Here is a 12,656-nt window from a genome sequence, read left to right as displayed (position 1 = left end):
TATCTTGGAGGTAAAGCTATGTGCAATTTTGGCAATGATTATATGAGATGCAAAATGATCAATACGGGACGGCTGATGTTCGACAGGCAGCTCACCGACGCAGGCGGTGGAAATATCAGCGTGAGGCATAACGGGCTTATTTATGTTACGCCAATGATGGCAGGAGAGAAATTGCGGTGGCAGCTTCAGCCGGACGACCTGATTGCACTCGATGAAAATACTTTGGAAGTTGTGGAAAACGATCCGACCATGATGACGCGTGAAAGTATGATGCACCTTGGCATCTACGAGGCGATTCCAAGCGTTGGAGCGGTACTGCATGCCCATCCGAGATATTGCCTTGTCTATGCCGCGGCGAAAAAGAGACTGGATGTCTATACGGAAAACTTTGAATATTTTGCAGGCGGTCCGATGGAATGCGTCAAAGAGGTTGAGGGGACTTCGCCTGAACTCGCAAAAGAAGTGATTTCCTATTTTTATAATCGGCGCAGTGAAATACCGGAAAGGGCGCTAGGCGCGCTTATTCCCAATCATGGCATCGTAATTGCGGCCAAAGATCTTGATGAGGCATTTACGCTTCTTGACAACGCGGAAGTTAATGCGATGGTTGGTTTATTCCAAAAGCTTCTGTGATATGATGGCAGCGGCGAAAAAAGTGCTGGCGCTTGATTACGGTGCCGGCAGCATGCGGAGTATCGAAGGAATTTTTGACGGCAGTCGGCTTGGATATCGGGAGATGCTGCGCTGCAAGAATGAACTGGTGCGTGTGAAGGACAATCTTTACTGGGATATCGGAGTAATGCATCGGTTCGCAGTAGAATCAATCGGGCGTACGTCTGCGGATTCGATGGGAATTGATACATGGGGAGCGGACTTTGGAATGCTGGACGGGCATGGAAGGCTCCTGTTTCTGCCGCGGACCTACCGCGACCCACAGGTACAGGAATTTGCGGAAGAAGTTTTCTCTGTCATTTCGGGCTACGAACTTTTTGAAAGCAACGGCACAGTAATAGAAGATATTTGCCCACTTGTACATCTGTGCTACTGGAAAAAATATGCACCGTATTGGTTTGAAAAAACGCGGACAATCCAGCTCATGGCTAATCTCATCTGCTATCTGCTTACGGGTGAAGTAACTTTTGACAATACCTTGGCCAGTCCGTCCGGGATGTATAGTCTTAAGTGGGACGACTGGAATATGGAACTCATGGAGCACCTCGGGCTTCCCAATGTGCTGCCGCAGACAACGGAACGAAACGACATTTTAGGAGTGGCGGGGATTCCAGAGGGAAAAAGAATTCCAGTGATGCGGGTCTGTGGGCACGACACCTCTTCCGCCCTTATGGCGGTCCCGGCGCATTGTGTGGAACGGGCTCTTTATGTCAGCACAGGAAGCTGGGTCATGACTGGCTGTTTTTTGCAGGAGCCGGTAATTACCCGGGAGGCTTTTGAGGCAGGCCTCAGCAATGAGAATGGCTTTGACGGAGAGATCAATTTCCTGAAATATTCCAACGGATTGTTCATTGTGCAGGAATGTGCGCGAGAGTGGAAAACCGGGGGATGGGAAATGGATTACGGTTTTCTGGAAAAGGGGGCAAAGGAAGCCGAATATGGGGGATCTATTGATCCGGACAGTCCAGAATTTACGAAACCGGGAAAAATGTGCCAAAAGATTTTAGGATATCTTGAACGCACCGGACAACCGCAACCAAAAGGAAAAGCTGAGATTTATGCGGCGGTGCTGAATGGAATCGCGAATTCCGTGGCAAAGACCATGCGGGACATCATCCGTATTCTCGGGAAAACATTCGACAGCATTTACGTATTGGGCGGCGGTGCAAAAAGCGCGTATCTTTGCAATGCAATCAAGAGAAAAACAGGCCTCAAACTATATGCGGGGCCAGTAGAAGCGACGGCTATGGGAAATATTTGTACCCAGTTGATCCGGCAGAAAGAACTTCTCAACAGGTCGGAAGCAGCAAATCTGCTGCGTGGTTCGACAAAAATTCGTGAATTTTGAAATTTCATATAAGGAAAGACCTGATTACAATTCTAAAATCAAATAACAAGGAGGAAAATTTGATGAAGAAGATGAAACGACTGGTGTTTGTTGTAGTTATGGTTATGCTGGTGAGTATTTTGTTTGCATGCACGCCTGCAGAAACCCCGCAGGACAGTAAAACCCCCGAGGAATCTGCTCAGGAAAGCGTTGCGTCAGCGGAGGACGCAAACGGAGATGGAACGGTTAAAATTGGGGTTCCAGTCTTCAACCTTGGGCACACGTATTGGGTGTCGTGGGTCGATGAAATTGAGAAATTAGCCGAAGAAAAGGGCTTCGAGGTAATATCTGCAGACAGTAAATTCGATGCTGCAAAGCAGGTAAGTCTTATGGAGGATATGATTGCCCAAGGCTGCGACGCGATTATCCTTTGCCCGGTAGACCCGGGCGGAGTAGGCGTTGTCATTAAAGAAGCGGAAGCTGCGGGTGTGCGCGTAATCCTAAGTGACCTTGATGTCGTTGACGGGGACGGAAACCACGTTGCATCCGGGCTTGTAGGGATTGAAACCTATGAAACGGGCAAATTGGAAGGCAAATGGGCGGCCGATTACGCAAAAGAACATTTTGATGGGAGAGCAAACGTTGCTGTGCTTTCCTATCCGGCAGAGCAACCCTGTCTTGATGCGGAAAACGGCTTTCTTGAAGGATTGAAAGCAGAACTTGGAGAAGAGAATGTGAAAGCGGTAATCATGAATGGCCAGGCAGAAACTGAAAAAGGCATGACGGTAACGGAGAATATCCTGTCTGCAAATGACGACATTAACATGCTATGGGGTGCAAATGTCGAGTGTACCCTCGGGGGAGTAGCTGCGATGGAATCGCGCGGGATGACGCAGGAAGATGCGGTGGCATGCGCGTTTTATACGAACCCAGATGTTATGGATCTGATTCAGGCAGATGAATCGATGTTCAAGGTTACCATGCATCTGCCGCCGCGCGTTATGGCAGATACTGCCGTTGATATGGCGCTTAAAGCGGTCAACGGGGAAGAATTTGAATATGAGATCAAGGTACCGTTTGAACTGTGCGACAAAACGACGGTAGAAGGCTTGATGGAAGAATAATCTTTGAATATTACTACGGGAGGCCCTCGGGCCTCCCGTAGGCAAAAGGAGATAAGCATATGGGAACGATATTGAGTGTTAAAAATATCAGTAAGTCATTTCCCGGCGTAAAGGCTCTTGACGATGTATCACTTGATGTAAAAAGTGGGGAAATACACGCCCTTCTAGGAGAGAATGGCGCGGGCAAATCCACATTTATAAAGATTGTTTCGGGCGTATTCCGTGCGGATGAAGGCGAAATATTTATAGAAGACCGAAAAATCGACGTCAAAAGTCCGGCTGACGCGGTAGAAGCGGGAATCAGCGTAGTACACCAGGAATTGAATATCGTACCGTGGTTGGATGTCGCAACAAATTTTATGCTGGGGCAGGAGCGAACAAAAAAGTTTTTAAACGTGATCGACAAAAAATATTCCATACAAAAAGCACAGGAGAGTTTGAAGCGCCTTGGCTTCGATATCGACGTTACCAAAAAAATGCAAATGCTGTCCTTTGCCGAGCAACAGATGGTGGAAATCGCAAAGGTCATCAGTACAAATCCCAAAGTGGTCATACTAGATGAACCGACGGCAGCGCTTGCGCAACAGGAACGGACAAACCTGTATCAGGTCGTAAATGCCTTGAAGAAGCAGGGAGTAGGGATCATTTATATTACGCATATTTTTGAGGAAGTGTTCAGTTTGGCGGATCGGGTATCGGTTCTGCGCGACGGACAATATATCGGTACGGCGGATCGGGAGAATCTTGATGAAAAAGCGTTGATCAAAATGGTGGTCGGCCGTGAGGTGAAAAGCGAACCAAGAAAATCGATCGCAACGGATGAAGTAATTTTGGAAGTCAAGGGGCTGAATGTGGAAGGCAAGCTCCACGACATCAATTTCAATCTGAAACGCGGTGAAATTTTGGGTTTCGCTGGTCTGGCAGGAGCGGGAAGAAGTGAAATCATACGGGCGGTATTTGGAGCGGATCGAAAAGATTCGGGAGAAGTATGGATTGAGGGGAGGCAGGTGGAAATCAATTCGCCCTATGACGCTTATCAGGCAGGTGTTGCGCTTGTGCCCGAGGAGCGAAAATCGGAAGGGCTGATGATGGAAATGACGATGGAATATAACAATACGTGCGCAAGTTTGTCAAAAATGACAAATAAAGCTGGTATGATTTCCTACAAAAAGGTAAGAAAAAGAGCGCGTGAAGCGGTTAAAAAATTTGAGATCAGTCCACCAGATGTCCTGCGAAAGGCAAAACTGTTCAGCGGAGGAAACCAACAGAAAATCGTTGTGAGTAAATGTGTGAACGCTGATCCTAAGATCTTATTGATCGATGAGCCGACACGCGGTGTGGACGTAGGAGCAAAAGAAGAAATCCATGCAATACTGGATGGAATGGTAAAGGAAGGAAAAAGCATCATTGTGGTCTCTTCGGAGTTACTGGAAGTCCTGAAACTTTCAGACCGTGTACTTGTCGTGCGCGATGGGCGAATCGTTGCGGAACTTACCAAGGAAGAAGCGGGGCAAGAGGTCATTATGCAATATGCGATGGGAGGAAAGCAGCTATGAGCAAGGAGAGCCAATCCAAAACATTGAATTCAATTAAAAACTGGTATGCAACGTCTAAACAAGAGGCGGGATTGTATATTGCCTTGGTAGTGTTGATCGTATTTCTTTCGATCGCATCTCCGGCGTTTCTTAATGCGGATAATATACTCAATATCATACGTCAGGTATCGATTGTAGGAATTATTGCAATCGGCGGATTTATGGTCATATTGACAGGAGGAATGGATATCTCCGTCGGATATGTTGCGGCTCTTACTGGAATCGTGGTAGCAAAGCTGACGATCGACATGGACGTACCAATGCCGCTTTCTATCACGGCTGGGATGTGTGTCGGACTGTTAGCGGGTCTTTTAAACGGGACGCTCTCGACCTATCTGAATCTCCCGTCATTCATCGTGACACTCGGGACAATGCAGATCTGCCAGGGAGCTGGCTATGTCATTACACAGGCAACGCCGATTTCCAATTTTCCAGAAAGTTTTGTAGCGCTTGGCAGAGGATATTGGGGGCCTGTTCCAATTCCTGTAATTATTTTGGCCGGACTTTATATTTTTATGTCACTATTCATGAAATATTCAAAATTTGGTACCTATTGTTACGCGCTTGGCGGCAACAAAGAGTCGGCACGCCTTTCCGGGATACGCGTCAACAGGATCCAAGTTCTTGTGTATATACTGGGAGGATTATTTTCTTCCTTGGGAGGCCTGATTGTTGCTGCGCGCACAAATGCGGGATCTGCACAAGTAGGAAGCACTTATCTGTTTGATGTATTTACTGCCTGTGTACTCGGAGGAACGGCGCTTTCGGGGGGCATTGGGCGTTTGCCCGGCGTAGTCGTGGGTTGTATCTTTGTAGGAATTTTGAATAATGGACTTGTACAACTTAATGTGGATTCTTTCTATCAAATGATGGTACAGGGAATTGTGCTTGTGATTGCAGTGGTGTTGCAATCGTTGATGACGCGCGAAAAACGCATAAAAAAGTAGGGTAGAAAGTGGGCGGTCATACGGCCGCCCAATAAATATTCATGAGAGCATCAACAGAATGACTTAAAATTACACATTTTCATAAGAAAAGAAGATATAAATAAAGTTACAATATATTTTCGGCTTTTGAAAATCGGCGACAAAGACATTATATTGACAGATAAGCCGATTTAAGAGATACTTAAATTGGAATGAAAAAGAAAGGGAACTGTTTTGTATGTCGGGACAATACAGGGATTATCCAAAGCACCTGATCAGGAAACTCCCCAGATATTATAGGTATTTAAATGAGCAAAAGCAGTTCGGCAAAGAATATATTTCGTCGAATGAACTGGCGTCGTTAATGGGGATATCGCCTTCGCAGGTGAGGCAGGACTTCAATCGTTTTTTATATAATGGGTATCACGGCGTAGGATACAATGTATCGGCGATCCTGGAGCAGATTACCGAATTGCTTGATTTGAAAACAAAGAAAAACACAATTATTATCGGCGCGGGCAATCTGGGACAGTCGCTTAGTAACTATGATGAACTGAAAAACTGTGGATTTGAAATCAAAGCGTTTTTCGATATCAATCCTAGGCTGGCTGGCGCGGTAATCAACGGGATTAAGGTTTGCGATATGGAATGGCTTGAAGAATATATCAAAGCAGAAAATATTGTTGCGGCAATTTTAGCCTTGCCTACAGAAGGAACGAGCGAGATTGCGCGAAAAATCAGCGAATATGGGGTGACGATGTTCCTGAATTTCAATCCGGTTTTTTTTGAGTTTGAAAGAGATGTCTTTATTGAAAATGTGCATATTGACGATAATCTGATGATGCTTTCCTATAAGGGAGCCCATAAAGGGGCGGGAGAGCGGGATGATGAAGAATAAAGCAGGAATTTTCTATGGATTTTGGACGCGTGATTTTGACGCGGATTATGTGGCGCTTACAAGAAAAATTGCGGAGATCGGCTTTGAAGTAATAGAGCTTGTAGCGGAATCTGTACGGAAGATGACCCTACAGGAACGCGACGCTTTGAAGAAAACAGGAGAGGAACTGGGGGTAGAATTTGTACTTGCATCCGATCCGCCGGAAGAATACGATATATCTTCGCCGGACGCGGATGTGCGCAAAGCGGGCATAGAATATTTAAAAGGATATTTTGATATCGCTGCGGAGCTTGGAGCAAAAACGGCCTGCGGAATTGTGAACGGCATCTGGAATTCAAAAATCGTAGACAGCAAGGAAGCGCACACAGAGCGGTCTGTGGAATGTATGAAATGTCTGGCGCCCTATGCAGAAGAACGCGGAATTGAAATATGCCTCGAACTTGTGAATCGTTATGAACATTTTATGCTCAATACCGGACGGGAAGCGCTGGACTATCTAAAAGCTGTCGGAAGCAAAAACGTAAAAATACAATTCGATACGTACCACATGAATATAGAAGAAAATGGTTTTGCGGAAGCGATTCTCGAAGCGGGGGAGTATGTCGGCTATATGCATCTTGGAGAAAATAACCGCCGTCCGCCGGGATACGGCTTCCTGCCGTGGACGGAAATTTTTGGTGCGCTGAAAAAGATTGGTTATCAGGGGAAACTGACTCTTGAACCACTTGTGCAAAAAGGCGGAGAAATTGGCGATGCCTGTTCGATTTGGCGTGATGTTATGCCGGGCATAGATTTTGACGAAGCGGCGCGGCGTTCGCTTGCTTTTATACGGCAAGCGTGGGACTGTGCGTAGAAAACACGATTGCGGCCGGCTTCGGATGGTTGGAACCTCAAAAAACTCCGGGGGAATCAGTTCTCGGGATTTTTAGATTGTGCATTGCAGCTTTACTGTAGACCCGGAACGCCGAGGGAAGCGCATACTCTTTTTCTAGGCCGCTGCGGGTGCTCCACGTAAACTGTCCGCCTTGCCGCGCGGTTGTTGCCAAATACCCTGTCATGTGCCACTCGACGTGTGTAAAAATATGTTTGGCGGGTGCAAGCGGCGCAAGCCCCAACGGCTCTATACCATTTTGCCGGAGATAATTTTCCGCCTCTGCGGGAGAAAGCGCGCCGTCTGTGTTGGGAAATTCCCATAAGTCGGCAAGTAAGCCTGTATCTTTGCGCTTTTTGAGCGCAACCCTGCTTTTATTTAAAATGACAAACACTGTCCGCGCCTCGATCCGCCGCTTCTTTTTTGCGGTCTTGACAGGAATGGCGTTTGTCAGCCCATTAAGGTGCGCCTTGCACAATGCCGCAAGCGGGCATTGTGCGCATAAAGGCCCGCCGTTCGGCAGGCAGACCGTTGCGCCAAGTTCCATCAGGGCTTGGTTGAAATCTCCTGCGCAATCGCGCGGCATAACTCCGGTAAGCTCCTGCTCCATCCGTTGCTTGACCTTGGCGTCTGAAATGTTGTCATAACTTGCACAAACGCGGGAAATGACACGCAGAACATTTCCATCTACAGCGGGTACGGGAATGCCAAAAGCGATGGAGGCAATCGCGCCGGCGGTGTAGCTGCCGATCCCGGGCAGGGACAGGAGAGCGTCAAAAGAAGACGGAAGATCTCCGCCGAATTCATTTACAATGATTTGAGCGGCCTTTTTCAGGTTGCGCGCCCGGTTATAATAACCGAGCCCTTCCCATAGCTTCATGAGTTCTTCATCCGGCACGGAAGCAAGTGCCGCAGGGTTTGGAAGTGCATGCAAAAAACGCTCGTAATACGGCATCACCGCCGTAACGCGCGTCTGTTGAAGCATGATTTCGGAAATCCACACACGGTATGGAGTGGGAACGTCCCTCCAAGGGAGGATGCGTGCATTTTTCCCGTACCACTGGAGCAGAGGACCGGGAATTCCAGGGAGGCCATCCCTTTGTTCAGTATATTGTGGCATGTTGCTCCAAATATTCCTCTATATCAGAGACGCACTGGAAAGTGCGCAGGTCGTCGTTTGAAATTTCTACGCCAAATTCATCTTCGAATGCCACTACAATATTAATTACGTCAAGGGAATTAAGGCCCAGATCTACGGTGAGCCGTGCATCCGGGACGATAAGGCTCTTATCTACCCCCGAATATTCCTGCAGGATTGCGACAATTTTTTCAAACATTAGGATTCCTCACTTATTTAATACAAACCGTTTGATTTTTTTTGTGGTTGTTTTCTCAAACTCCGCATTGCGGAATCTGACCGCCTGTATCTGTTTATATTGGGGCAGGCGCGCGTTCAGTTCGTTGACTTTCCCGCGCAGGAAAACCTCCGCATCCGCGATACCTTCGCCCTGTGCAGCGTCCGCATCGGGAAATATCTCGGCGGTAATCACGCCCTTGCTTTCATAAACCACGGCTTCTTTTACATACGGGATACGCATAAGGTGCGTCTCAAGCTCTTCGGGGCTGATATTTTCGCCGTTGCTTAAAATAATAAGGTTCTTCTTACGCCCGGTGATGTGCAGGAACCCTTTTTCATCCAGGTATCCAAGGTCGCCGGTATGGAACCAACCGTCCGAAAGCGCCTCTTGTGTTGCCGCGACATTCTTATAATAGCCGAGCATCACGTTGTCGCCCCTGACCAGGATTTCCCCGTTGTCGATTTTTACGTCGCAGCAGGGAAGGACGGGGCCTACCGAAGAATCATTATAATACTTTTCGCGGTTTACCGCAACCAGAGGGGAGCATTCCGTAATTCCGTACCCCTGCAGCATCACGATGCCAAGATCGCGGAAAAATGCCGTGATCTGCGGGTCAAGTGCCGCGCCGCCCACAAAGGCTTTTTTGAACCGTCCGCCGAATGGCTCGTATACATCGCGGAATAATTTGCGGGGGACGCCGAGGCCCAGCTTTCGCATGAAGTGGCTGAGTCTGCGTCCAAACATCAGTTTTTTGTATTTTCCTGCCCGTTTTGCGCCTTCGAGGACTTGCTTATACATCGTCTCGGCAAACATGGGAACGAGCGACATACCTGTGGGCCTGAACAATTTCAGGTTATCAAAAAAATATTTTAGGTTTTCATTGAAGCAAACGACTGTGCTTGTGTGGAGCATCGCCAGGATGCCGCAGTTGCTTTCATAGGCATGGTGCAGGGGCAGCACGGAAAGCATAACGTCGTCTCCCGTATAGCTAATATGCTTACAGGCGCAGTCAAAGCTTGTAATCAGGTTTTTCTGCGAAAGCATGACCGCTTTGCTGGTCCCGGAAGTTCCGGAGGTGAACAGAATCGCTGCCATCTTTTCAATATCCGGTTGCGCATCCAAATATGCGCGATCTCCCTTTGCGAGCAGGGCGCGCCCTTCCTCGAGCAAAGTATGAAGCGTTGCGCCAAAGGTCTCGGCTCCGTTCATGTTTGAAAAGAGTTCCATTCCGGAAAGGGAAGCGGAAAGCTCCCGCATCATCGGTTCGTACGTTTTGGAAAAGAACACCGCCTTTGCGTCCGCGAACTGCATTTGCTCCGCGAGTTTTTCGGACGGAAGGTCGCGGTCAAGGGGAACGATTACCCCTGCGCCGCACAATACCGTCATGTAAACGAGCACCCATTCGTAAGAGTTTTCGCCGATTACGCCAATGTGCGCGTTCCCAAGTCCGCGGGCAAGGAGCGCCGTACCAAGGGCGTTCACGTCGTCTTCAAACTGTTTCCAGGAAATTCCTTTATAATGTTTGCGGTCGATGCGGACGCGGAATGCGTCCTTTTCAGGCGTTCGCCGCACAGGCCAGGTAATGACGTCCTTTAAGGTAGCCACCGGACGTGTTTCGTAATAAGGATAGGGCTTCAAAACGTCTCTCCTTCGTTTGTTCTTTAACAGGCTGTTGTAATTTCGCGGCGCATACTTTGCAACCGAATGGCAGAGCGGAAAATATTTACCGGAAAATACAGGCGGCCGACGGCCGCGCTTTCCGGTAAACCCGCTTTCACACCGCATACAACGTTGGTGCATTCTATGCACCGGTATTTATTGATTTATTTAAATTATTATAGCAGGTAAAGCGGATTTTGTGAATATAAGGCTGGTGAAAACACATATGCGGTTTCATTAAAAATAGGTTATGCGTGTTATGGAGCGCGGAAAACCGGGTATTTTATACTTCAAAGGAGGACGGCCGATTGAAGAAAGTGCAATTGCTCGTCGTGACCGGTGTTTTCTGGTTTTCTTTATATTTATATATTCCATTCCTCACGCCGTTCTTGATTTCGCTTGGCGTATCGGCGACGATTGCGGGGATTATTTTTGGTATGCATTCCTTTACGCAGCTTGTGCTTCGTTTCCCGGTAGGCATAAAATCGGATACGCTGGGAAGACAAAAACCGTTTATTATACTGGGCATGCTGTTTGCCGCGCTTGCCGCTGTTCTAATGTATTTCTTTCCCAATCCAATCATGCTGTTTGTCGGCAATATAGTCTCCGGGTTTTCGAGCACGATGTATGTTGCATTTACGGTATTATACGCAAAATACTATGGAAAAAATGAAACGAGCCGCGCCATGGGGACAATCGGCGCCGTAGTAGAAGCGGGAATTTTTGCCGCGTTTCTGACCGGCGGCTTTTTGTACCAAAAGTCAGGAATGCGCTCCCTGTTTCTGGTGAGCTTTCTCATTGGGGCCGCGGGCGTAATCGCCTCGCTTTTCGTAAAAGAAGCCCCGGCAAAAAAAGTAACGATCAAAAAAGACGATTTGCTTGTAATTATCAAAAACAAGGAGCTTTTGCTTTCTTCTGTTTTATGTATTCTTGTGAAAGCCATCGTATTTGCGACGGCATTTTCTTTTACCCCAAAAATCGCGCAGGATATTGGGGCCAATGGCATAGAAACTGGGATAGCGAGCGCCCTGTTTATTGCGGCGTCCGTCTTGGGTTCAATCTTCATCACCACGAAGGCGGGAATAAAGCTTGGCAATACGCGCATGACGGTGGTTGGCTTTCTGATTCTCGGCGGATATGCGGCTGCGGTTCCGTTTATCCACAGCATTCCGCTGCTTATGGCCGTGCAATTCATCGGAGGTCTTGGCTATGCTTCGCTTACGGCTATTTTTATGGCAAACGCAGTACGCCACCTAAAGCCCAATCAAAAAGCTGCGGGTATGGGGCTCTACCAGGCGCTGTATAGTATAGGATCGGCCCTGGGACCAGTGCTGCTGGGAATTTTCGCTGATAAATTTTCTTATGAGGCAGGGTTTCTCGTTATTGCAGGACTCGCCGCGGCTGGGCTTATATTAGCGCTTTCCGCAGGGCGCAAACGCATGATGGATTAAATCCGGAAATAAAAAATTTAGAAAATTCTAAAAAAGACTATTGACAAAATAAATTCAGATGATATTATTAAATGCATAAACAAGAGTTTTTCGGATAGAAGTTAAACGTTTAACAATTAAACTCAAAATTGCCATCGCCACTGGCATATTGTTAGACGGAAACGGACGGCCTACACAGCAATTTTTAGCATAATTTTAGCGAAAATTTCAGTAAAAGCAAAAGAAAATGGATTTTATGGCAGTGCATTTTTAGGTTTCAGGAAATATGCCGCCATTAATTAAACGTTTTACTTGCAAGAAAAACGGTCTAAAAAAGAACGAAAGTTCACAATTTTGGAAAGGAGCGCCCCGCGGATGGCGGGGCAAAGGGGAATGAAAAAATATTGTATGGTCAACGAGATAAAGCCGGAAAGGCTGCAGGAATATATTGATGCCCACCTAAACCCGTGGGATGAACTCCTGCATTGCCTGAAGGATGCCGGGACAAAAGAAGAAACGATTTTTATTTTGGATAATAAAGCGCTTGTGTTTGTAGAGTGCGAAGATATGGAAATTTACCTTGAAAAATTCGGAAGAAGCGAAGTGGGGAAAAAATGGCTGGAATTTGTGGCGGATTTCATCGCCGTTTCCCCCTTCGCTGATGAAACTGGAAAAGCGGTGGACAATGCGGACGGACTGCGTAAAGTTTTCGACCTCAACCAACAGCTTGCCGGAAAATTCGAAGAACATTAAAGGGTTTAAAATTTCCCTGGAATAGGGAGAAAAATAGAATCGG

The 12,656-nt window shown here is 47.3% G+C and carries 12 protein-coding genes; 9 read left to right on the top strand and 3 right to left on the bottom strand.

The genetic code is table 11. The features are described 5' to 3' along the window. Positions 1-18: 18 nt before the first annotated feature. From H8S18_RS12940 to H8S18_RS12910, 7 genes are all read left to right on the top strand, one after another. Complete coding sequence (locus H8S18_RS12940) at positions 19-633, top strand: class II aldolase/adducin family protein (protein WP_186858693.1); 615 nt, start codon at positions 19-21, stop codon at positions 631-633. Next, positions 599-2,020, top strand: coding sequence for a rhamnulokinase (locus tag H8S18_RS12935; RefSeq protein WP_207721768.1), 1,422 nt, complete (start codon positions 599-601; stop codon positions 2,018-2,020). Before H8S18_RS12940 ends, H8S18_RS12935 begins: the two co-directional genes overlap by 35 nt. 62 nt (positions 2,021-2,082) lie before the next feature. Continuing rightward, positions 2,083-3,123 (top strand): sugar ABC transporter substrate-binding protein, encoded by a 1,041-nt coding sequence (locus H8S18_RS12930; protein ID WP_186858691.1) that lies wholly within the window; start codon positions 2,083-2,085, stop codon positions 3,121-3,123. 59 nt (positions 3,124-3,182) lie between these two features. Next, complete coding sequence (locus H8S18_RS12925; protein ID WP_186858690.1) at positions 3,183-4,679, top strand: sugar ABC transporter ATP-binding protein; 1,497 nt, start codon at positions 3,183-3,185, stop codon at positions 4,677-4,679. Then, the gene (locus H8S18_RS12920; protein WP_186858689.1) at positions 4,676-5,665 is read left to right on the top strand and encodes an ABC transporter permease; all 990 of its coding nucleotides are present in this window, start codon (positions 4,676-4,678) and stop codon (positions 5,663-5,665) included. Before H8S18_RS12925 ends, H8S18_RS12920 begins: the two co-directional genes overlap by 4 nt. 217 nt (positions 5,666-5,882) lie before the next feature. After that, positions 5,883-6,542 (top strand): redox-sensing transcriptional repressor Rex, encoded by a 660-nt coding sequence (locus H8S18_RS12915; protein WP_186858688.1) that lies wholly within the window; start codon positions 5,883-5,885, stop codon positions 6,540-6,542. Then, complete coding sequence (locus tag H8S18_RS12910) at positions 6,529-7,395, top strand: sugar phosphate isomerase/epimerase family protein (RefSeq protein WP_186858687.1); 867 nt, start codon at positions 6,529-6,531, stop codon at positions 7,393-7,395. Before H8S18_RS12915 ends, H8S18_RS12910 begins: the two co-directional genes overlap by 14 nt. A gap of 37 nt (positions 7,396-7,432) precedes the next feature. Here H8S18_RS12910 and mutY read toward each other — a convergent pair whose 3' ends face one another. Genes mutY through H8S18_RS12895 form a run of 3 tightly spaced genes read right to left on the bottom strand, consistent with a single transcriptional unit; the run spans position 7,433 to position 10,409 of the window. Next, complete coding sequence (mutY, locus tag H8S18_RS12905; protein ID WP_186858686.1) at positions 7,433-8,533, bottom strand: A/G-specific adenine glycosylase; 1,101 nt, start codon at positions 8,531-8,533, stop codon at positions 7,433-7,435. Beyond that, on the bottom strand, positions 8,517-8,750 hold the full coding sequence (locus tag H8S18_RS12900) for an acyl carrier protein (protein WP_186858685.1): 234 nt from the start codon (positions 8,748-8,750) through the stop codon (positions 8,517-8,519). Before H8S18_RS12900 ends, mutY begins: the two co-directional genes overlap by 17 nt. A 9-nt stretch (positions 8,751-8,759) precedes the next feature. Beyond that, a complete protein-coding gene (locus H8S18_RS12895; RefSeq protein ID WP_186858684.1) occupies positions 8,760-10,409 on the bottom strand; it encodes an AMP-dependent synthetase/ligase in 1,650 nt (549 codons plus the stop codon). Positions 10,410-10,747: 338 nt separating this feature from the next. On the opposite strand from H8S18_RS12895, the gene H8S18_RS12890 reads away from it, so the two are divergent. Both H8S18_RS12890 and H8S18_RS12885 read left to right on the top strand, forming a co-directional pair. Further along, on the top strand, positions 10,748-11,881 hold the full coding sequence (locus H8S18_RS12890; RefSeq protein ID WP_330598784.1) for an MFS transporter: 1,134 nt from the start codon (positions 10,748-10,750) through the stop codon (positions 11,879-11,881). 372 nt (positions 11,882-12,253) lie between these two features. Then, positions 12,254-12,613, top strand: a complete 360-nt coding sequence (locus H8S18_RS12885; RefSeq protein WP_186858682.1) for an L-rhamnose mutarotase — start codon at positions 12,254-12,256, stop codon at positions 12,611-12,613. The last annotated feature ends 43 nt before the right edge of the window (positions 12,614-12,656 follow it).

It is taken from the genome of Christensenella tenuis, from assembly GCF_014287795.1.
GTDB classification, from domain to species: Bacteria; Bacillota; Clostridia; order Christensenellales; family Christensenellaceae; genus Christensenella; species Christensenella tenuis.
This window is presented reverse-complemented; position numbering and strand designations above follow the sequence as displayed.

Excerpts from the sequence above, each read along its gene's own strand:
- H8S18_RS12920 (WP_186858689.1), top strand. The coding sequence starts at position 4,676 with ATGAGCAAGGAGAGCCAATCCAAAACATTGAATTCAATTAAAAACTGG.
- H8S18_RS12885 (WP_186858682.1), top strand. The coding sequence starts at position 12,254 with ATGAAAAAATATTGTATGGTCAACGAGATAAAGCCGGAAAGGCTGCAG.
- H8S18_RS12925 (WP_186858690.1), top strand. The coding sequence starts at position 3,183 with ATGGGAACGATATTGAGTGTTAAAAATATCAGTAAGTCATTTCCCGGC.
- mutY (WP_186858686.1), bottom strand. The coding sequence starts at position 8,533 with ATGCCACAATATACTGAACAAAGGGATGGCCTCCCTGGAATTCCCGGT.
- H8S18_RS12915 (WP_186858688.1), top strand. The coding sequence starts at position 5,883 with ATGTCGGGACAATACAGGGATTATCCAAAGCACCTGATCAGGAAACTC.
- H8S18_RS12900 (WP_186858685.1), bottom strand. The coding sequence starts at position 8,750 with ATGTTTGAAAAAATTGTCGCAATCCTGCAGGAATATTCGGGGGTAGAT.
- H8S18_RS12910 (WP_186858687.1), top strand. The coding sequence starts at position 6,529 with ATGATGAAGAATAAAGCAGGAATTTTCTATGGATTTTGGACGCGTGAT.
- H8S18_RS12935 (WP_207721768.1), top strand. The coding sequence starts at position 599 with ATGCGATGGTTGGTTTATTCCAAAAGCTTCTGTGATATGATGGCAGCG.
- H8S18_RS12940 (WP_186858693.1), top strand. The coding sequence starts at position 19 with ATGTGCAATTTTGGCAATGATTATATGAGATGCAAAATGATCAATACG.
- H8S18_RS12930 (WP_186858691.1), top strand. The coding sequence starts at position 2,083 with ATGAAGAAGATGAAACGACTGGTGTTTGTTGTAGTTATGGTTATGCTG.